Here is a 19258-nt window from a genome sequence, read left to right on the forward strand (position 1 = left end):
TCCCTCATTCGGGGGAATTACGACGCATGCCGGATCCCTCAACTGGGGAGAGAAAGCCAGACACCCGAGTACATCAGAAGCTGCTTCGACCCTTTTATCAAGACATCGTCGACGCCTAAAGCCCCTAAGGCCACCGGGCTAGCGAGCGCTGAAACGGCATGGTCGCTCAGATCAACCGCCTGATTCCAACGGCAGATCCGTCATCGATCTACTGATCACGGACCCAGATGTCTGGCTTGCACAGCGTGACCGCTTCAGCCCGCTGAAGGAACTGTGGGGTGCCGAGGCACAAACCACCCTTTTCGTTGACCTGGTGCTCCACTCCTGCAGCGAAGCGAATCGCCGCGCTCAGGAACCTGGCTCCGTGGCCGTAGGGATGAACGATGAACGGATCGGGCCCTTGGCGCTGCCGGAAGGCATCGAGGCCACAACGCTCAGCGTTAACGCCTTGGAGACGCGATGCTTTCAAACAGGTCGCCAGTGCAGAGATCAGCTGGAGATCGATCCGTCACCTACGCAGACACGCAGGTGGTGAGGACCTGGGCCGCTGACCTCCCTGTGCGACGAATCAACACATCAGCGGGACGATCAAACGTCTCCACCAACTTTCGGATCATGGCCAACGAAAGCGAGCGTTGCTTGTTCATCACCTCTGAAATACGGCCGCTGCTCCCGATGACTCCTTCTAAATCTTTTCGCGACAGCCCTCGTTGCTCCAGTACAAATTCAATCGCGGCAATGGGCTCAGGTGGGCTGATGGGGTGATGCTTGGCCTCATAGTCATCAACCAAAACAGTCAGCACTTCAAGCCGATCCCGTTCAGGGCTGCCTGATGCTGCATCCAGGCAGTGATCAATCTCTTGAAGGGCAAGCTCGTAATCGGCTTCGTTGCGAATGGGTTTGATGGGTTTCATGCGATGTCTCAGATGATTGAAGCGTCGAGCTTGTCGTACTCGGCATGGCTGCCAATGAATCGGATAAAGATCACTTGGACGTCGTCATCCACTTTGACGACAAGGCGATACTTGTTACCGCTGATGTTGAAGACAACCCTGTTGTTGGCAAGAAAACTGGCACTGGAAAACTTGGCCTTCATCTCCTGTGGATGTCTCCAAGTGGCGGCCGTTTTGGTCTGCCTCTCTGTGCCCAGGCCGATCGGCACTTTGTGATCAGCTTTCCTGCCCATGGCCCCCGCTCGGGCAGCCACGGCACACTGCAGCTGAGCGGTCAGGCCCAGAAGCTGGCTGGCTCCGGCTTGGCGTTATCGAACGCCAGCGTTCCCCCTGAACATCCAGGTGCCCGGGCCAGGCGTTCAGAGCAGATCGCGGAATTGCTGAGGGGTCAGTCCTGCATCGCGAGCAATGGCACCCATGGTGATGGCATTGATCGGGTCATGCCGTGGAATCACCAATCGCCGCTCGCCATTGCTCATGATCAGGTGACCTGATTCGCGCACAACGCGGAAACCCAGTTTTTGAAAGACCCGGACCGCTTCTTTCTGACTGATGCCTGGAAGCCGCGGCATCAGACAGCCAGCTCTAAGGTCTCCACGGTTTTCACACCGGCTTCCTCCGCCTCCACCTCCAACCACAGCTGGATGGCCTCCCGGATGTTCGCCAGAGCCTCGTCGCGCGACTCGCCCTGGGAATGGCAACCGGGTAGATCAAGGCAACTCACCGACCACCCCTCGCTGGTTTCCAAAAGGCGTATGCGGTATGACATCCGGGCCCAGGCGGTTGACTCAGCCTATCGACGCTGGAAGTCAACAACCAGCGGGTGCCGGCCCCAGGATTCAGTGAAGCAGCTGTGGCGGCCGCTTTGGTCGATGGCAACGATCGCGTGATCGCCCAACGCCGCACCGTGGTGGGAGGAGAGGCATGAGCGCCGAAATCGGACCTAGTGTGGTCGCATCAGAGGAGTTAGCCGTGCCAAAAGTAGTCGCAAGCCAGGTTTCGGTGCGGGATCTCAAGACCCACCTCTCCGAATGGCTGGCCCGTGCCCAGTGCGGCGAGGTAGTGGAAGTCACCTCCCATCGAAAACCGATCGCCCGCATCACTGCTGTGAAGCCGGCGGACTCGGAGATCAGCAACCCGACGCAACAAGCGATTGATGCAGGGTTGATCAGCTGGAATGGAAAGAAGCCAGTGATGCCTCCGCCCGTGAAGCTCAACGATGGAGGGCCACTGATCAGTGACCTCGTGCTTGAGGGGCGTGGATCCACGCAGTGATTCTTTTCTGCGACACATCCGCACTTCTCAAACTGTTCATCAGCGAGGAAGACAGCGTCGTCATGCTCAGGCAACACGCTGACTGCACAGGCATTGCGGTTTGCAGGATCACTTGGGCGGAATCGATGGCCGCATTCGCTCAGCGCAGTCGGGTCAAGGGTGCAAACCAACCTGGATTGACACAGGCCAGATCAATGTTCGAGCAGGCCTGGCCTGACTTTGCGATCGCTGAAATCACCCAGCCACTGGTCGAAAAAGCTGGGGTGTATGCCGAGGCATTCGCACTACGTGGCTATGGCAGCGTTCAACTGGCAGCAGCTCACAATTTGCATGAACAGTTAAAGCTTCCGCTGACATTTGCCTGCTACGACCGTCGACTGAATCAGGCCGCCCAGCTGCTTCAACTTGAAGTGTTGCCATGACCACCACTCCTGCCTCCGCAGGCGGGATGGAGTGTCTGCTGAATCGTTATTGCGCCAGAAACAAGTCAGCCAAAATCAACCAAAGCCATCAGATCGTTGAGAAGCGGCGAAGGGGGTAAGGATCAGCCAGGGTGATTCAATTCATTCCCAGCACCTGTTTCAGCATTGCCACCAGCTCCTTCTTGCTGAAGCTCTCCAAGAGTGGTGGCGGTGGTTGAACGCCTTCTGCCTCCAGGGCTTTGCAGAGCTCCAGCTTTTTGAGCTTGGAAAAGCCCTTGATGCCGTGCTGTTTACACAGTTTCTTGAGCGTGGCCACGGTCTGCTGTTTGAAACTGCCTGGTCCAAGCAAGGCTTTCGGATCGCTCTGGCCCGACAAAGCCGGAGCAGGCTCTGCGCTGATCCCACCGCCGCATTGAAGCTCTTGTTCAAACGGTTCAGTTGGCTGCCGATGTCGTTGAACTTGTCGATGAAGATCGAGAAGCGCTTGTGCAGCTCCACAGCTTGCGCCTGAATCTCATCGATGTTCTTGGCGATCTCCGCCTGCTGAATCGTCATCGCCAATCCCTTCAGGATCGCCAGCAGGCTGGTGGGGAAGGTGAGGATGATGTTCTTGCTGAAGGCGTGCTCCAGTAGCTGCGGATCCCGCTCCAGTGCCATCGACAGGGCACTGAGCTTGCCCGCGTCATCCTTCTTGCTCAGCAGATCGATGTGGCTGCGCACCTTCTTCAAGTGCTCCGTCAGTGCGGCTTCCCGCTGGGCTTGATCATTGGCCTGCAACGCATCGAGATAGCTCTCGATCGGTGCCTTGGAATCCACGATCAAGCGGCGGGAGCCGGGAATCGTGATCACACAGTCCGGCCGATAAGCACCCTCATCGGTGCCCACATGCACCTGCTCGTCGAAGTCGCAGTAGGCGATCAAGCCCACAAACTCCAGGATCCGGCGCAGGTTCACCTCCCCCCACTGGCCCTTCACATTCGGCGAGCGCAATGCGGAAGTGAGCTGCTGCGCTGCCCCCTGCACGTCTTCACTGCGCTGACGCAGATCGCGGGTGGTTTCCGCCAGCACCGTGAGCTTGGCGTTGGACTCCTTCTGCAACGCCTCCACCTGCTGGCGCAGCTGCAGCACCTCCTTGGCGAACGGCTCACTCACCGTTTCCTTGGTGCTCTTGAGCAGCGCTTCGCGGGAACCATCCAGCATCTGCCCACTCAGCGAGCGGAACTGGGTGAGCAGATCAGCGCTGGCCTGCTCGAGGAACTGGGTCTGGCTTTCCTGTGACCGCAACATCTCTGAGACCTCAGCAGTCCGCTGGCTCAATGCCTCCTTGGCTGAACGGATGTGCTCCAGGTCTGCGCTCAACTCTCGCCATCACCTGCTCGCAGAAAGCGATAGCAAAAGATCATCCGAGTGCTCAGTGGTTCTCTGGTGGCGGGACTGGTGCATGGCCGTGTTAGCCAGGCCTCTACACAGCAAACATCGCCTGAAGGACACCCAGCAGCTCAGTCAACGTAGTCTCCGACAGACTCCCCAATCGCTTGACGAGTCGGTCCCTATCGACGGCCCTCAGCTGGTCAGGCGCAACATGCCCTTCTTTGCCGTCAAACTTACAACGCACACGAAACGGGTATGGATGTCCGCCAGTTGTGAGCGGTGCAACAATGAAAGTACGAAGGTAAGCATTCAGCTCGTCCGGCGACACTACGACACAAGGCCTCGTCTTCCTGATTTCAGATCCTCGCGTGGGATTCAACGCGACAAGGAAGATATCGCCTCTTGAAACATGTTCTTCAGTCACCATGACCACTCCTCATCATCAAACCGAGTGGCGCTCATCTCATCGAGAAGACCCTCCGGCTCGAACGAAGATGCCGCCTCTGCCCAGCCAGCCCTCGGATGAGCCGACGGCCTGATGGTCAGAACCCCTGGAGCCGCCTCGATTTCGACTTCGTCGGCCAACCCCGCAACCTCAAGCAGCGGCTTGGCAAGACGGATCCCTCTCGAGTTGCCGATTTTTACCAGCTTTGCCCGAACCACGGCCACACCCTGCAGGCGTGCTCACATTGTAGCCACGGCGGTAGCTTCCCGCATCACCCTTGCTCTGGCTAACTCTTTATTGGCAGGTTCCGAGAACCACGGCCAAATCGGCGTTGCCGTCCGAGAACCACCTGTTTGAACTGCTACTCAAGGCCTGCGTGCTGTCGTACCCCCAGTGGGCCGCAGTTGCTCCTTCAACAACGCACCTGCTTCGCACAGGTGCAGTCGGTTTAGGGGGGGTGTCGAGGAGCAGGAATTGGATCGGCGCAACAAGGGCAGCTGATTCTGTGGAGCCTTCGACTACAAGCCTGGAATTGAGTGCCCTCAGCTCCTTGTTCTCGCCTCTCAACCGACGCGCCTTCGCAGCTCCTGATGGAGTGCATCCAGGAGATCCAACAGGCGCGCGCGATCGGCTGGCAATGGCGTGGGATCCAGCAGCTCCGGCGCCAAAGGGATGGTCTCTCCACAGGCTCCAGGCCCTGGATCAGCGTCTGGAGCGAATGGGTTCGGGGTGGTTCCTATGCGTTGAGTGCCAGCACCTGGCCCTCCCGCAGCGCTCGGGCCACCACGTGCCAGCGCAAACCAGCCAGTGTTCGGGCGTCCTCCTGACCCACCCCCACCAGGTCCACCCCCACCGGGGCCGCAGGGCAGACCGCAGCGCCTTCAGTGCCACCTGCCTGTCCAGAGGGGTCAACCGTGCCTGGGGCATCACCACCAGCAGATCCAGATCCGAATCGGGCCTGGTCTCGCCCCTTGCCCTGGAGCCGTAGCCGCAGGCTTCTCCGAAGGAGTACAACACCAGCCGCAGGGGTGCCGGATCCACACCAGCGGCCAGCACCGCTGCCACCGCCGCTGGATCCACGCAGGTTGGAGAGCTGCTGGTTGGTACCAGCGCAGGCTAGGGGTCTCGATAGCTCTGTGCGCGAAGGACCCCAGGTCAGTGGACTTGAAACGGGTTCAGTAACCGCACCCCGCAACCGGCGAAATCAGCGGTGTTGCAGCAACTCAATGAGCTACTGCTCCATCAGCAGTGCCACCGCCTCGCTCAGTTGCAATCGGTTTCGGGGGGTATCGAAAAGTAGGAATCGGGATGGCGCAACAAGGCATCCATCCTGGAGTTCAGCTCGGCGAGCCGCTTGTTCTCGCGCCTAACTTGCTCGGTTTCTTTCTTGATCTGCTCGATCTCGATCAACTTGGCGGTCATGCGCATCTCGTAGTCGGGATCGCGACGCCAGTTGAGCATCGACAACCACTGTCGCCACCGAGGCAAAGATGAAAACGATCCCCCATTGCTGCTGGAGCTGGAGACTGCGGCCGGCGAGGGTGATGTGGTCATAGGAGGAAAACAGGGCGATCAGGCCGATGGCAAGCCCGCCGAAGGCCTGGGTGGTGCCAAGGCGATCGAGGCAAGGCCAGCGAGGCGATGTTGTCCCCAAGTCTGGCGCGGACTGTGGGGTGGAGGAGGTCAAAAGCGGATGGGCACGCCTGGTAAACCAGTGCCACCGGATCCGGCCCTCCCATCCGGAGGGAAGCGTTCTGGCCAGCGGATGCGGTAAGCACGGCTGCGGCCCTCGCCGATCGGTTCAATCGCCTGCAGTTCCACCAGTTCGGCCAGATCGCGCCAGGCTGTGGCGCGGCTCACCTTGGTGAGGCTGATGGCCTTGCGCAGTGTCATGCCACCGCTGAATCCCTCCGGTTCGGCATCCAGCAACCGATTCAGCAGTTTCTGCTGCCGGCTGTTGAAGCCGCTGCGGCGGTGGTGCCACCAGAAGGCCGCCTTGCGCCGCACCGCATCCACCACGGCGCCATGGCTGGCCGCCGCCGCCGTGAGTTGCTGCACAAACCAGCTCAGCCAGCCCGTCACATCCAGATCCCCCCGCTGGCAACGCTCCAGTGCCGTGTAATACCCCTCCCGCTCGCGCAGGATCTGGGCGGAGATGCCCAGGGCGCGGTCTGCCAACTCCTGTTGCACCTCAGCCCGGGAGTCCTGCGCGAGCAGCCGGTCGGTGATCGCTCGGGCCAGACGGCCGTTGCCGTCTTCGTAGGGGTGGAGGGTGAGAAACCAGAGGTGGGCCAGGCCGGCGCGCACCAGCCCATCCAGCTGCGCTGGTGGGGAGGCGATCCAGGCCAGGAAGTCCGCCAGTTGCTGTTCCAGCTGGGCTCGGGGTGGTGCCTCGAAGTGCAGGCGCTCACGGCCGATGGCAGCGGAGAGCACCTGCATCGGGGCCTGATCGCGCAGCTCACCGATCCGGATCGCGCGGAGGCCATCGGCTCCGGCGGCGAACAGGCGCCGGTGCCAATGGTGCAGCGTGGCCAGGGTGAGGGGCGCCTCCAATGCGCTGGTGGCCTCCAGCAGCACATCCAGCAGGCCCTCCACCTGTGCGCTGGCAGCGGGCTGCCCGTCGGCCAGGGGAAGCTGCAGCCGTCGCGCGATCGAGGAGCGCACCTGGCCGGGATCCAGCAGCTCCCCTTCGATGGCGGCCGTGCCCAGGCTCTCGCGGCCCAGCAAGGCGGAGATCGCCTCCAGGTCGAGCGGGGGCTCGAGCGCCTCAAGGCTGCTCAGCAGCGCCTGGCGTGCGGCACGGGCCTCCAGCACCAGGGAATCCACAACGGCGTTGTCCCAGCGGAACCGGGGCCAGTCCGGTTGCTGCCAGATCCAGGATGAGGCCATCGGTGCAGCCTAATCGCTTCATCGAGTGAAGCGTTTAGCGGCGCACAATCGCTTCATGTGCAGCACCGCTCGCATCCAGAACACCAGGCACGCCTCCTCTGGCATCCCCTCATGGTCTGCCTAAGTGTTCTGTCTCAGCAGGTTGTTCAGTAGCCAATGAGGTGTGAGGTCGCTACCGGTTGAGGTGTCACCGCCCAACCGAAACCTCACGCCCCATGCATACACACGCCAATGCCCGCCTGACGCAGCGAGGCCGGCTGCGATTGGTTTCTCAACACCTGAACCACCACCGCTCCCTGGCTGAACTGGCCGCAGAAGCTGGTATCAGCCTCCGCTGTGCCTACAAGTGGCTGGCCCGTTACCGCTCAGGTGGGGCAGCCGCTCTGGTGGATCGACGCAGTGGTCGCCGCAGCCAGCGGCGGACGCTCGATCCACAGCAACTGCAACAGGCCGTGGAGTTCCGTCACCAACGCCTCCACCTCCGGCACATCGCCAGGCTGCTAGCCGCTCCCTTCTCCACCGTGGCCAGGGTGCTCAACCTCCTTGGTCTCGGGCGGTTGCGAAATCTCGAACCCAAACCTCCAGTGCAGCGCTACGAGCGGGAGCATCCCGGAGACCTGATCCATATCGACGTCAAAAAGCTCGCCCGCTTTCGCAAGGTCGGCCACCGAATCACCGGTAACCGGCGGCAGGGCCGCTCTGCCGGCGTCGGCTACGACCGTGTGCACGTTGCGATCGACGATGCCACCCGATTGGCCTACGTCGAGGTGCTCGCCGACGAGCAGCAGGCCACAGCGATCGGCTTCCTGAGCCGTGCTGTGGCCTGGTTCAACGGCCATGGCATGGAGTTGCCGCCAAGTGATGTCGGACAACGGTCCCGCATACCTCTCACGCAGCTTTGCCAAGGCCTGCAAAGCCCTTGGCCTCAAGCACATCCGCACCAGGCCTTACATGCCCCGCACCAACGGCAAAGCCGAACGGTTCATCCAGACCCTCTGCAAGGAATGGGCCTATGCGATGGCCTTCCAGAACTCCCGGGAACGCGACAACTGGCTGCCGCGTTACCTCTCGATCTATAACCGGCTCAGGAAGCACTCAGCCCTCGGCGGTCGATCCCCTCAGCAGCGGCTCAACGAGCTGCTCTGCTGATCAACGTGGTGAGACACAACATTTAGTTGCTCAAGAAGACTGCCTTGATAACTAGAAATGACAGGGCCCTTGACTGGGTCAAACCGCTCAAGTTCAAGCTGATAGGTGGGCACCCTGTGGCTAACAAACGAAGCCCTTATCGCCTCTGCCCAGCTTCTATCATGAGTTGTAATTATAACTTCCCAGCCGCCAAACTCGGATGCAACTAAATCCAAGACGCGAAGCCTTATGACCTTATCAACACTTTGAAAAATGTCGTCAAGGCAAATTATCTTCTCTTGACCTCTCTTGGCCGACTCACGAATTAAGGCCAAGTAAAAAAGAAGAGCGAGGAGATCAATATTGGCTTCACTTAGAAGTAAGTAAGGGTCGACTCTTGTCCTGGCTTCATCTTTTAGGACTAACCTTATGTCCAAGGACTTCATATCGGCGAGCTCGATCTCAACGGAATTGACGATCTCGATTGTGGCATTGGATAAAAAAGCATCAGTAATCCATCGCGAGGCATCCGTCAATGCCTTCTGTACGTCAGGGTTTAGCGAAGTAAGCAGTGATGCCTTAGCTAGGAGAGAGGTTTGAGGTGGATGGCTTTTATTGGACAGTTCTGGCCCCTGACATCGTTAACTCCGGGCGGGAGGAACAGGGTTCAGTTTCAGTGTAGACCTCTTGGGGAGTTTTGCCTCCCAGAGAGCTGTGTGGCCTTACATGGCAGTACCTCCAAAGGAAGCGGGCCAGGTTGACTTCAGCCTCCCAGCCATCGTTGTAGGCATGCAGATACACCTCCTCATATTTGAGGGTTCGCCACAATCTCTCCACCAGGATGTTGTCGTAGCAGCGCTTTCTACCTGACCAGCTGATCTTGATTGTCTCTTCCCGCAGCCTGGCCACGAAGTCAGAAGAGGTGAACTGGCATCCCTGATCAGAGTGGAAGATCTCCGGCTTACGGCCACCACTGAGGGCCATCTCCAATGCTTGCAGACAGAATTCCGTGTCAAGGCTGTTTGACAGCTTCCAGCTGAGAACATTTCTGGAGAACAGATCCACGATTGCCACCAGGTAGAGGAATCCCTTCTGCAGCGGGATGAAGGTAATATCGGTCGCCCAGATCTGGTCCGCTGCCCTGACTTGCTTGAGGTCCACCAGGCAGGGAAATCGCTCGGATGGCTCGCCTGGCACGGTGGTGCGGGGTTGTTGGTCAATCGCCTGTCAAACCTTGGCGGCGCATGAGCTTTCGCACCCGATCGCGGCTGATCGGGATGCCTTCTCTGGCCAGGTACTCGACCATCCGACGGCTACCGCTGCACGGATCGTCCAGATCAAGAGCATCGATCCTGGCCATGATCCGCAGCGTCGATTCCCGCACCGGTGTCGGCCGGTAGTCATGCGTCGATCGGGGTAGGCCCAGCAGTGCACATTGGCGGCTGATGCTGAGCTCAGGGTGGCCTGGATCGACCAGCTTTCGCAGTTCACGGGCATCAGAGCAGCTGAGATTTTTTTTGGAGCCACTCCAGTTCCATCTGGAGCTTGCCGATCTGCTGGAACAGCTCAGCTTCTTTGGCCTGGCCCTCCTCCTTGTCCTTGCTCTTCTTGCCTCGCGTCAACAGCTCACTGGCGCCATCCAGCAGCTGCTTCTTCCACTGGCTTACCTGGATGGAGTGGATCGCGTGATCAGCAGCGATCTCCTGGATTGTCTTGCGGCCACTGATCGCCTCCATGGCGACTCTGGCCTTGAATTCGGGACTGTGGGTGCGTCGCTTGCTCATGAGTGGGAGCCCCATTTCAGGGGCGATACCCCACCTCAGAGGTTAACGATGGGACCTGTCCAGAAAAACCAGACCAGCTCAAAGTGCCCTCCACGCAGATGCTGTAGGAAGAGCGGGAAACTGGCTCTTTCTCAACTAGGGATGGCAGCAAGAAGCTCATTTTTCAATCTACTGAATCGCCTCAATATTTTGATGGTTAAAAAGATTTAATTAAACAGTCAAGGTTATCGGCGCTGCTAGTTGCCTTCTCTTGGATGTCTCGAATTTGGCAACAGGGTGTTGTGACCCCAGCCGTAAGCGGCATTTCTTTTTTGCTACGCATGGACTGTTCTAACTGGAAGAAAGAATCTTGTCTATTACACGCATTCAGGGCGTGAAGAGGTGTTGATGCGTTTGAGGTCTCGTTGTTCCATAAGATCATCTTGCATTTGAGCATGTTTTAGTTTTTTCTCATGAACCTGCACACATCCGATGCTGAATAAAAGTGCAATATAAAAATGAAGCGAGTCGATATTAGCTTTGCTTGCCTTGAGAAGATTTCAAAAGTAGGCCTTGGTATTGCGATGGACTGCTTCAGAGTTCAGTAAATCTTCAATCGACCACCATTGGATTTCAGAGTGTTGTGTGTCCATCTTGATCTCTTGTTTGCAGGGTAGTTTTATTTCATAGCCAAGGACTACATAGTGCGTCGTGATGCCTGGCTTCGCGTCAAAGTTGTCGTCGTACATGTGATCATAAGCGCCGAGTAATGTGGCATCCGTGATGGAGATCTCGATCCCGAGTTCATTCGAGGCAATCCTTTTCATGGCCTGAGCTAAGGTTTCATTTTTTCGAATGCGGCCGCCAGGAACAAACCAAAAACCGCGGGCTGGATTGTTATTCCGATAACCAAGCAATGCTCTGTTATTGCTGTCTTTGATAATCAGATCGATTGACACCAGCGGGGTTTTGTCGATGACATCAAGGAAGTCATTCTTCTCTAGATAATTGATGGGAGATGATTGAGTCATGTTTTTAAACTATTGATCAGCTCTATTGTATTAACGTTTTCTGTTTCTGAAGGTTAGGGGTGCTGCGTTTTGATGATTCATTTTCTCTTATTTGTCATCATTTTGGCTTGAGTTGTTATGGGTGCTCTGGTCCGATTGGGGCCTAACGCTCAAGATCAGCGGCGGGCAGCAGCTGCTGGCCGAGCCACCAATACAATGCCACCGTCCGCTGAATCTTGATGTTAGCTCGAAGTAAGGCTTGCTATTGCCCATTTAGATTCCGTCATGAAGAATCTGTGTTTGCCTGCTAGTCACCTTAGCTTTGTGAAGCCAAGGCGGTACTGGGTCGTCGATCGCTTTGCGAGGAACACATTAGTTTTGACGCCCATTAAAGAGTCTCTTTCTTGGGCTATCTGCATTACTAGCTCAATTGATGCAGGAGTGGCTTCTGCGCCAATAATTACGCTCTTTATCCCGAAGGCACTGACGGAGAGCAACTGCCTGGCAGAGTTCGGCTTTATATATCGCCACTCGTTTTCATACTCCCAGCATTTATCCTTCTGCGTTACGCATCTAAGTACATCATTGGGAAAGCTATCTGAAAGCCAATTGATTACAGGGTATTCCGAGGCGTAGCCGACTCTGACAGACCTGACAAATACTGGATCTGCATGAACGGAATATTGAAGACAATAGCCTTTGTGGGAATCCCCGTAGTGACTCCACATTAAGTTGCTTCTTGGTCCACTAGATCTTACCTCCTTGTCCCGAGAGGCGAAGCAGTGAACGCCCTGCTCCTTTATCATCTCATCAAACTGATTCAAAGGTCTAAACATTCTTGAGACATACCCTTGAAGACCCTCAGCATTGACGCCATTCCTCGCATCCTTCATCGCCTTCCTTCGCACCGCTTTGCTCATTGGAAGTGCCTTGTACTTCCTGATCAAGTCATCAATGCCTCCTTTGATAACCAGCATTCCTCGCATGTCAAATGGATCGTTGAAGTCCCTTGGACTACTAAGAAAGATCTCATTTCTGACCATCTGGGAGCGCAGCCGATCTTCAGTAGAAAATGCTCTGAACTTATAGAAAAAGCGAGGCCATGAGTTGTGTATGTGCAGAAACTTTCGCCGCTCTATGGGCGACATCAAGAATATCGAAGCGACGAGATCATCACCGTCCATATGCGGCAATGCAACTTGGTCGCGATCTGGGCTAGGTGCGAATCCCTTCGGCCTTCTCACAGCGGCTCAGTAGCAGAAAAGATTTCCGATGAGAATGTTACTTGTCGAGCTAACAGTGTTTCGGCGGTCCGCATAAGCTGCAGCAAGATGATCTTTTGCTGCATAAGCTGCCACTGGCCTACTGCCTCTAGATCAGCACTCCATTCTTAGCAACGATTCCAGCGGATTACCACTTCTCCCTTGGATTGTTATACGGTCCGCAAAAGTCCCTCAACAATGTTGGATCTTGTCTGAGCCACGTATTCCTTTTAGAGATCATTTCACCGAATCCATCGACGGCGATTTTTGCTCACTTAATGTTACCTAACGGCACCGTTCACCGGACGCAGACAACCTTTGCAACTCAGCGATCAGCTTGGGACGTTCCGGTGCAGCGCGGTTGTTAGGTTGCGTCTACGCCCGTAGATTTAAACAAAACCTTCATCAACTAATTTTCCCTCCTTGCTAGTAATCTCATGACGCTGCCCTGATCCACCAACAACACGACACCAACTCTCAGAAATCAACTTTGCATTTTTCCCCTCACCATCAAGCCAATAACTAAACCCACCATACATGCGAGGCACTGGAAACCACATTCTAGGTTGTTCTAGTTCTAGCAACGGTTCTAACTCTGGGAGCCTCAGCCTAGATTTTTGAACCAAATCACCTGCTCTACCGAGAATAATTTCGTGGAAATTAGTTTGAATTTTTTGAAGTGTTGTGTGAGAAATATGTGTTTTGTAGACTGGCTCTAGTAAATGAACCAAGCTCTGATATCCCCTTCTCTTTGCAATATCTACTGCTCTTTCATCATCAGCATTCCGTAACGTCCGCCATGCTCCCATGTCTAACATTTTCTGTACTACTTCTCCTGGCGCATTTCCATGTGCAGATTGATGGAGAGGGGTGTATAGCGATCGCCCATCAGGACGAGTCACATTGATCAAATCTGGACGCTCATCAAGAATTTCAAGGGTTTTCTTCCAATTATATTGTTTTGTGGCATCTGCAAGTGCATGGCGAATCACAACCTCACCGTCCAGAAGCGCCTCTGATTTAGTGATACCGACCCATTTAGGAGTCATTGCCCTAAACCCTTAACTAAATCAACTATAAAACTTTCTTCTTTCACAGGAAGCTTTCAAACCGTTGTCCCCCCAGATAACGCAAAGCAACCTAACGATTAAGCTCACCCGACAAAAACCGCATCGCGGTTTTGGGTCGGGTGAAGCGTCTTGTTAGCTGCCGCTTTTAACTTTGGCAACCATATTGGTGCTGGCATGTTTTGGCCCTTCATTTTCTCTATTTCTTCAATAATCTCAATAACGCCAAATGTAGTTTTATTTACGATGTCTTTGTCGAGATTATACAGTTTTTCAAGTTTGTCATAACCGCCAAATTTTTCGGGGGCAGAAAACGGAGATGGATGCATTAGAGAATCCCTATAGGGTTTTGCTTCATCTATTACAAACCTATAAATATCCTCTTTCAATTCCTTTCCAAAAATTGCGCTAGGATATTTTTTTATCTTATCTCTGAGGCTTACGTTCGAGGTATCTTTTAGTAAATCGGTTTTTCTTTTAGATAACGCAGGTTTATTTTCTCTATTAAAAAATGACCAAGCCAGTCCATTTAGATAGCACTCAAGGAGACTGAATGAGGTTTGCATAATCTGTCGTTTTGAACTGTCAATTTTTCGTATTAGGCTTGATATTGAATCCTTGTCTCTTTTTAGTTCCTGATGTTCTTTCTCTTCATAGGTTGCCAATTCTGAATCTGCTTCGAAAAATTGGTTTAAGGCGTATATCATATCGTTTGAAAAATCATGCTCAGGAAAACGATATTGCATGCCCCATAGCGAGATACAAATAGTGCTATGTTCGGGATACCCTCTTGTTTTAAAATTATTTATTGGGGAGTACTTCTTGCTAAATTCTATGTATGGTATTTCAAGTCTTCTATGCGCTTTTAGCTCTTCATAAAGAAGAACAAGTTTATCTCGGGTCATGCTCTTGAAGTTGGATTTGCAAAACCTATCGATTTTGCGTTGTAGGTTTTTTTGAATGTCGTTCTTCCCACTTTTGAGTTGTCTCCTAGGCAAACTCGCGTAATCGATCAAATCAGGCTCTAAGAAATCATTCCAGGACGATATTTCACCGAGCAATAGTCTACCGGCGGCGGAAGCCACGTTCGCATCACGTATTAAACTGGCCTCTTTGTCTCTCCCTTTTGTGCTCATGCCTCGCTCTTATTGCAGCTAACGCTGCCCCTGAGTGGCAGGCAGGGAGCTTGGGGTGGCGCAGCAGTTGTTTAATGGTGGCCTGTCCACTCGAGGGGCTTGTTAGGCGGAATCGGGCAGATTCACTCGAACTACTAATGGCATGTGGTCGCTCCATTGCAACCATTCTTCGGATTCACCAATCCATGCAGAACAGCTATCCATCCACGCAACTGGAGCGAAGGCATAATCGATGTGATACGCCTTCAGAGGATTGCGCTGCAGGAAGAATGTTGGCTCTGGCTCTGAACCCTGCGGAAGACCGCGAGCGCGGTGGTATACGCTCTCCAGTCCGAGTTCCGACAACTCTTTAACTACATCGGAGTGATTCCACCAACGATCCCATTTGTCCCAGCGGACATTGCTGTTTAGGTCTCCTACAATCATCGCTGGCTGAGATGAAAGGATTGAACGGTGAGCTTGAATGAATTTCCAGAGTTGCCCAATGTATTGAAAAGTAGGTGAGTTCGCTTGTCGAGTCCAAGTGGCCACGAGCAAGAAGCTTCCTTGAACCCGACACGGAAGAAACGACTGGAGTTGGCCAAGGTCAAGATCAACAGGCTTTAGCTTCACTTCTGGGGCAGCGAATACTCCAATCCCTTTGTTCTTATTCGTTCCTGTCCAAAGGTAATTCTTCGCCCATGCCTTATAGGGGGCACTCGTTGAGCGGGCGGGATCCTCACACTCTTGGATCACTGCGATATCAAACTTCAATTTATCTAATGCATCCAGCTTCTTGCGCAAGGCGCCGTTGCAGTTCCAGGTCGCGATGTGCATACGCCTAACGATTGAACTCAGCGGCGGCCCACCCAAACTTGCCGCGCCAGCGCCGCCGCGCTTCTTGCCGTCCGCTGAAGTGATTTGTTAACCATTCTCTTCTTCGGATTTTGTTTTAACGTATTCTTTCAACCCAACTTCATTTAGCCAAAGATCTATTTCTTCGTTCGTCACTGATTTATTGCGGCGCATGGCATTTATGACAGTATCAACCTCGAAACTGTTTTTAATCTGATAGTTTTCACCACATCCTCTTATTATTTTTTCAACTTGCTCCTTTGTAAAATCAGATGAATTTGTTGTAACAGTTGATGAGAAACTATTTGCCTGATCAAAGGAAACAGAAGCTGTATATAGCTCGACGATCCTGTCACCAACTTGATAGGGAAGGATAAAGAATACCGAGTCTTTCAGTTCGGTCCTTGTTGCCATTTTAGCTCTTCTCGTTGCCGCGCCAGAAAGCCCTGAATGCTCTAGGAGAAAATTCAGGTCATCAAATTTATCTCGGGGAAGATCTTCCACATATGCCTGGATTTTTTGTTTGACATCCTTGTCAAGAAATTCCCAGCTCTCGGTGAGTCGTTGAAGAATTGGAAAGGTTTTGTCAATGTTGTCATCATCAAGGGATCTAAAAAGGATTGACAACTTTTCTTTTAAAGTTGCGACATAAATATCCTTATGCATTTGCTCGGCAGCATTTAGAGCTGTTGATATTCGTGATATTTCTTTGTAGTCTTCTGCCTCGTTCAGCAACTTTTTCAGGAGAACGATTACAAAGTTTCTAACAAGACTATCACGTGCCTTAAGCAATGGACTGTTCTTTAATGAAGTAATTGCGTTCGATAATTTTGTGGGGAAATATTCTGAGTCAACTTCCTTAATCAAAATATCTAAAGCGTATTTCCCTTGAGCAGGAGGATATTGTAATAAATGCTCAACGGCGGAACGAATATGGACTCTTGCTAGTTCGGCAGACGGATTGAAGATTTCGCCATCAGACGTCATAGATGGGTGGGCACATCTATTGCGGTCTTGTTGCAATCGCTCTAAGTCGATATATTCAACATGAGATATTAATTCAAGTCTGTCTCTCGTTACCTTTAGGATGTCCCGTTCAAATTTCAGTGATTTTGCTATATCTCCAGCTTTTCTTGCTTTTTCAAAATCTTCAAGTTGCTTTTCTGCTTCTTTATCCCCCGCAAGACTCAAGTCTTTCAGTTTATCAATGATATCAAAAGATACGGCAATCCATGTTGAAACGATAGAAGATCTAAATGCGCCAGACTTGTAGCATGACACAGCTTCTTTTATATAGTGTCTGACTTTTTCGTCCCTGCATTTCAGGACTAGTTCATCAAGATCTGATAATGGAGACGCCATTTAATTTCGCCTTGTACTGGTTAACTAGTTATTGGACGGTTCCGATAACCACCTCTGAGCAGGCCTTTCTTTCCGTGAACCACGAAACCTTCATGGTCTGGCGCTGCTCAGATCGCTTTGATGGCATGGCTTTTGCAGGATTCTGTCTCGATCGTAGCCATGGTTCACGGGTCCGATAACCCGCCCTGCTGTCCTGAGTTCTTCTAGCAGAAGCTGATTGGCCTTTCCATGAGTTTGAGTCATGTCGAATGGCGAACAGCATTTCGGATGCATGAGTCGTCACGAGACTTACGGCCACCTTCGGGCTGGCTTCTAGTGCAGAAAGATAATGCGGGGTAAAAAAGATTGCCGGCAATAAATGTATATCGACCAAATCGATGCATTTTTTGTTGTTGAACAGCACTAATCAATGTCCGCGGGGCTGCGTACACCGAGGGGGCCTGAATTCAGGACGTGGGTATAGATCATGGTGGTGCTCACATCCTTGTGACCGAGCAGTTCCTGAATCGTGCGGATGTCCTGCCCCCGTTCCAACAGGTGCGTTGCGAAGGAGTGCCGGAAGGTGTGGCAGCTGGCTGCCTTGGTGATGCCAGCTGCCGCCACAGCGCGTTTCACCGATTTTTGAACCACGCTGGGATCCAGATGATGCCGCCCCTGGCAGCCGTTGCTGGTATCGGTCCAACGATGCTGTTGCGGAAACACCCACTGCCAGCCCCATTCGCGCTCGGCATTGGGGTATTTGCGACCTAACGCATAGGGCATCAGCACCCTTCCCCAGCCGACCTCCAGATCACGCTGGTGCACCTGGCGAACATCAATCAGATGCTGTTCCAGGGCAGGAATCAGGCTTTGTGGCAAGAGCGTCAGTCGATCCTTCCCCCCTTTGCCATCGCGCACGCAGAGCTCTCGACGCCCGATGTCGATGTCCTTGACGCGCAGCCTCAAGGCCTCCATCAAGCGCAACCCACTGCCGTAAAGCAATCCCACCACCAGTGCTGGTGAACCCTCCAGTTGCTCTCGCACGGCACGCACTTCAGCCACACTCAAAACCACAGGCAGACGTTTCCGTGTTCGAGCCCGGACGACGGAATCGAGCGCCAAGGGTTGCCCCAGAAGTTCGCGATACAGAAACAGCACTGCGGCCAAAGCCTGGTTCTGAGTGGACGCGCTCACCTGTTCGGTCGTGGCGAGATGGCTCAGAAAGGTGTTCACCTCATCACTGCCCATGTCCCTTGGATGCCGTAAGCGGTAAAAGCGCAGAAAACGTCTGATCCACTGCGTGTAGGTGCTCACCGTGCGTCGGGCGTAATGGCGCACCTGCAGTTCCTGCCGGTAGCGCTCAATCAGCCTTGGCGATCGCTCTGAACCGCTCATGCATGTGGTTTTTGGTTCTGTTTGAGGGTTCCCCGCAGCAGAGCCGAAGCCACTCAGTTCATCACTTTGTGGCGATGCCATCCACCGACATGGGAATCGATTCAGGTGACATCCACACCGGTGCGCTATCGAAACCCACCAGTCTTTTGATTGGCTGATCGCTGGTCATCGGCTCTGGAATGTTCCCAGTGTCGTGTTCAACCAACGCTTGTCGTTTCGCGAACGCGGTCATTGAGAACATGCTGAGCGGGTCGACCGGGCATGAAAGATTTCAAACACTGCATCGATCCGCTGCGTCTCGACGATTGAAATTTGCAGGATCACAACGAGATGAACCAGAAAGCGTCGCGCCTCGGCCTCATATGGGCCATCGGAACAGGATTCAGGCGGACCGCAGAAGCTGCTGCTAGTTCAGCTTTTTCTGTAAAAGTTGCCAATGGCTGATCGCCCCTAGGTCCACACCCGAGTCCAAGGAACGATTCCGGCAGTTCTCAACTTCTCCATTGTGCTGCTCTGGCCATCCGCGAGTTGAACCTCATGTTGTGGTCGTGTGGCAGGGAGATCAGTTCAGGCTCACAACAACCAGTGCTCGTCCCAACAGGCCACAAAGATGTGGTCTTAACCTCGCTCGTTCCATTCCCGAGAAGCTTGAAGGTGTAACTGCATGGCGATGAGCTGGGTGATCAATCTCCACCGTGGCGTGATGGCTCTGCTTTGGTTGGCGCCTCTGATGTGCGGCGGGCTTCCGCGTTTGCAGCGAGTCGCTCATCGGCGCAAGCAGCGTGCGCTGGCGCTGTGGGCCGGTGCCGCAGTGCTGGCAATTGTGTTCTTGGTGGTCATTGACCTTGGCTTGCGACCGGTTGGCGGCCTTTTGGGACCGGGAGGTTGATATCTGCTGCTGGCCCTGGCGGCTGTTCTCCTCACGTTGTTGCGCTTCAGCGACCTACGGGGACATGGCAGTTCAGGT

Annotated in this window: 27 protein-coding genes and 1 pseudogene; 5 read left to right on the plus strand and 23 right to left on the minus strand. The window is 54.0% G+C overall.

Annotation, left to right across the window (positions count from 1 at the left end; translation table 11 throughout):
* Positions 1-208: 208 nt before the first annotated feature.
* The 5 genes from SynA1544_RS08115 to SynA1544_RS08135 form a co-directional block, all read right to left on the minus strand.
* Positions 209-469, minus strand: coding sequence for a hypothetical protein (locus tag SynA1544_RS08115; RefSeq protein WP_186512900.1), 261 nt, complete (start codon positions 467-469; stop codon positions 209-211).
* Between the two features lie 43 nt (positions 470-512).
* Entirely contained in the window at positions 513-914 is a 402-nt protein-coding gene (locus SynA1544_RS08120; protein ID WP_186512901.1) for a type II toxin-antitoxin system HigA family antitoxin, read from the minus strand.
* An 8-nt stretch (positions 915-922) separates the two neighbouring features.
* The gene (locus SynA1544_RS08125) at positions 923-1207 is read right to left on the minus strand and encodes a type II toxin-antitoxin system HigB family toxin (protein WP_222930143.1); all 285 of its coding nucleotides are present in this window, start codon (positions 1205-1207) and stop codon (positions 923-925) included.
* Between the two features lie 105 nt (positions 1208-1312).
* Positions 1313-1525, minus strand: coding sequence for a type II toxin-antitoxin system HicA family toxin (locus SynA1544_RS08130; protein WP_186512902.1), 213 nt, complete (start codon positions 1523-1525; stop codon positions 1313-1315).
* Positions 1525-1722 carry a type II toxin-antitoxin system HicB family antitoxin gene (locus SynA1544_RS08135; RefSeq protein WP_186512903.1) on the minus strand — a complete coding sequence of 66 codons (198 nt, stop codon included), beginning with the start codon at positions 1720-1722 and terminating at the stop codon, positions 1525-1527. Before SynA1544_RS08135 ends, SynA1544_RS08130 begins: the two co-directional genes overlap by 1 nt.
* A 155-nt stretch (positions 1723-1877) precedes the next feature.
* Here SynA1544_RS08135 and SynA1544_RS08140 point away from each other — a divergent pair, with 155 nt between their 5' ends.
* Complete coding sequence (locus tag SynA1544_RS08140) at positions 1878-2228, plus strand: type II toxin-antitoxin system Phd/YefM family antitoxin (RefSeq protein WP_255477516.1); 351 nt, start codon at positions 1878-1880, stop codon at positions 2226-2228.
* 125 nt (positions 2229-2353) lie between these two features.
* The gene (locus SynA1544_RS08145; protein WP_370594059.1) at positions 2354-2650 is read left to right on the plus strand and encodes a type II toxin-antitoxin system VapC family toxin; all 297 of its coding nucleotides are present in this window, start codon (positions 2354-2356) and stop codon (positions 2648-2650) included.
* Between the two features lie 159 nt (positions 2651-2809).
* On the opposite strand, the gene SynA1544_RS08150 is transcribed toward SynA1544_RS08145, so the two are convergent.
* From SynA1544_RS08150 to SynA1544_RS08175, 6 genes are all read right to left on the minus strand, one after another.
* Positions 2810-4009: a DNA recombination protein RmuC gene (locus SynA1544_RS08150; RefSeq protein WP_255477517.1), complete on the minus strand. Its 1200-nt coding sequence runs from the start codon at positions 4007-4009 to the stop codon at positions 2810-2812.
* 103 nt (positions 4010-4112) lie between these two features.
* Positions 4113-4448 carry a type II toxin-antitoxin system PemK/MazF family toxin gene (locus tag SynA1544_RS08155; protein ID WP_186512906.1) on the minus strand — a complete coding sequence of 112 codons (336 nt, stop codon included), beginning with the start codon at positions 4446-4448 and terminating at the stop codon, positions 4113-4115.
* Complete coding sequence (locus SynA1544_RS08160) at positions 4442-4690, minus strand: AbrB/MazE/SpoVT family DNA-binding domain-containing protein (protein ID WP_255477518.1); 249 nt, start codon at positions 4688-4690, stop codon at positions 4442-4444. Before SynA1544_RS08160 ends, SynA1544_RS08155 begins: the two co-directional genes overlap by 7 nt.
* Positions 4691-5168: 478 nt before the next feature.
* Positions 5169-5546 carry a nucleotidyltransferase domain-containing protein gene (locus SynA1544_RS08165; protein ID WP_186512907.1) on the minus strand — a complete coding sequence of 126 codons (378 nt, stop codon included), beginning with the start codon at positions 5544-5546 and terminating at the stop codon, positions 5169-5171.
* 183 nt (positions 5547-5729) lie between these two features.
* On the minus strand, positions 5730-5933 hold the full coding sequence (locus SynA1544_RS08170) for a hypothetical protein (protein ID WP_186512908.1): 204 nt from the start codon (positions 5931-5933) through the stop codon (positions 5730-5732).
* A gap of 216 nt (positions 5934-6149) precedes the next feature.
* Positions 6150-7355, minus strand: a complete 1206-nt coding sequence (locus SynA1544_RS08175) for a Fic family protein (RefSeq protein ID WP_186512909.1) — start codon at positions 7353-7355, stop codon at positions 6150-6152.
* Positions 7356-7570: 215 nt separating this feature from the next.
* Between SynA1544_RS08175 and SynA1544_RS15045 the strand changes: the two are divergent.
* Together SynA1544_RS15045 and SynA1544_RS14735 are read left to right on the plus strand one after the other, a co-directional pair.
* Positions 7571-7828, plus strand: a pseudogene (locus SynA1544_RS15045) (leucine zipper domain-containing protein); the annotation flags it as partial.
* Positions 7829-8306: 478 nt separating this feature from the next.
* Complete coding sequence (locus SynA1544_RS14735) at positions 8307-8504, plus strand: integrase core domain-containing protein (RefSeq protein ID WP_255477520.1); 198 nt, start codon at positions 8307-8309, stop codon at positions 8502-8504.
* On the opposite strand, the gene SynA1544_RS08185 is transcribed toward SynA1544_RS14735, so the two are convergent.
* From SynA1544_RS08185 to SynA1544_RS08230, 12 genes are all read right to left on the minus strand, one after another.
* The gene (locus SynA1544_RS08185; protein ID WP_186512910.1) at positions 8474-9019 is read right to left on the minus strand and encodes a hypothetical protein; all 546 of its coding nucleotides are present in this window, start codon (positions 9017-9019) and stop codon (positions 8474-8476) included. The two genes, SynA1544_RS14735 and SynA1544_RS08185, sit on opposite strands and share 31 nt — an antisense overlap.
* Before the next feature lie 76 nt (positions 9020-9095).
* Complete coding sequence (locus tag SynA1544_RS14740) at positions 9096-9680, minus strand: IS3 family transposase (protein ID WP_255477521.1); 585 nt, start codon at positions 9678-9680, stop codon at positions 9096-9098.
* Positions 9681-9699: 19 nt separating this feature from the next.
* Positions 9700-9867 (minus strand): IS3 family transposase, encoded by a 168-nt coding sequence (locus SynA1544_RS14745; RefSeq protein ID WP_255477522.1) that lies wholly within the window; start codon positions 9865-9867, stop codon positions 9700-9702.
* A 112-nt stretch (positions 9868-9979) separates the two neighbouring features.
* The gene (locus SynA1544_RS14750; protein ID WP_255477523.1) at positions 9980-10282 is read right to left on the minus strand and encodes a transposase; all 303 of its coding nucleotides are present in this window, start codon (positions 10280-10282) and stop codon (positions 9980-9982) included.
* A gap of 524 nt (positions 10283-10806) precedes the next feature.
* Complete coding sequence (locus SynA1544_RS08195) at positions 10807-11277, minus strand: GDP-mannose mannosyl hydrolase (protein WP_186512911.1); 471 nt, start codon at positions 11275-11277, stop codon at positions 10807-10809.
* Positions 11278-11567: 290 nt separating this feature from the next.
* Positions 11568-12404 (minus strand): DUF2971 domain-containing protein, encoded by an 837-nt coding sequence (locus SynA1544_RS08200; RefSeq protein ID WP_186512912.1) that lies wholly within the window; start codon positions 12402-12404, stop codon positions 11568-11570.
* Positions 12405-12907: 503 nt separating this feature from the next.
* Positions 12908-13567: an ankyrin repeat domain-containing protein gene (locus SynA1544_RS08205; protein ID WP_186512913.1), complete on the minus strand. Its 660-nt coding sequence runs from the start codon at positions 13565-13567 to the stop codon at positions 12908-12910.
* A 104-nt stretch (positions 13568-13671) separates the two neighbouring features.
* Positions 13672-14670 carry a hypothetical protein gene (locus SynA1544_RS08210; protein WP_186512915.1) on the minus strand — a complete coding sequence of 333 codons (999 nt, stop codon included), beginning with the start codon at positions 14668-14670 and terminating at the stop codon, positions 13672-13674.
* 153 nt (positions 14671-14823) lie between these two features.
* The gene (locus SynA1544_RS08215; RefSeq protein WP_186512917.1) at positions 14824-15537 is read right to left on the minus strand and encodes an endonuclease/exonuclease/phosphatase family protein; all 714 of its coding nucleotides are present in this window, start codon (positions 15535-15537) and stop codon (positions 14824-14826) included.
* 87 nt (positions 15538-15624) lie between these two features.
* The gene (locus SynA1544_RS08220; protein ID WP_186512919.1) at positions 15625-16917 is read right to left on the minus strand and encodes a hypothetical protein; all 1293 of its coding nucleotides are present in this window, start codon (positions 16915-16917) and stop codon (positions 15625-15627) included.
* A gap of 402 nt (positions 16918-17319) precedes the next feature.
* Positions 17320-18291: an integron integrase gene (locus SynA1544_RS08225; protein ID WP_186512921.1), complete on the minus strand. Its 972-nt coding sequence runs from the start codon at positions 18289-18291 to the stop codon at positions 17320-17322.
* A gap of 61 nt (positions 18292-18352) precedes the next feature.
* Positions 18353-18523 carry a hypothetical protein gene (locus SynA1544_RS08230; protein ID WP_186512923.1) on the minus strand — a complete coding sequence of 57 codons (171 nt, stop codon included), beginning with the start codon at positions 18521-18523 and terminating at the stop codon, positions 18353-18355.
* Between the two features lie 432 nt (positions 18524-18955).
* Between SynA1544_RS08230 and SynA1544_RS08235 the strand changes: the two genes are divergently transcribed.
* A complete protein-coding gene (locus tag SynA1544_RS08235; RefSeq protein ID WP_186512925.1) occupies positions 18956-19180 on the plus strand; it encodes a hypothetical protein in 225 nt (74 codons plus the stop codon).
* Positions 19181-19258: the final 78 nt, after the last annotated feature.

The organism is Synechococcus sp. A15-44, from assembly GCF_014280115.1.
Taxonomy (GTDB): Bacteria; Cyanobacteriota; Cyanobacteriia; order PCC-6307; family Cyanobiaceae; genus Parasynechococcus.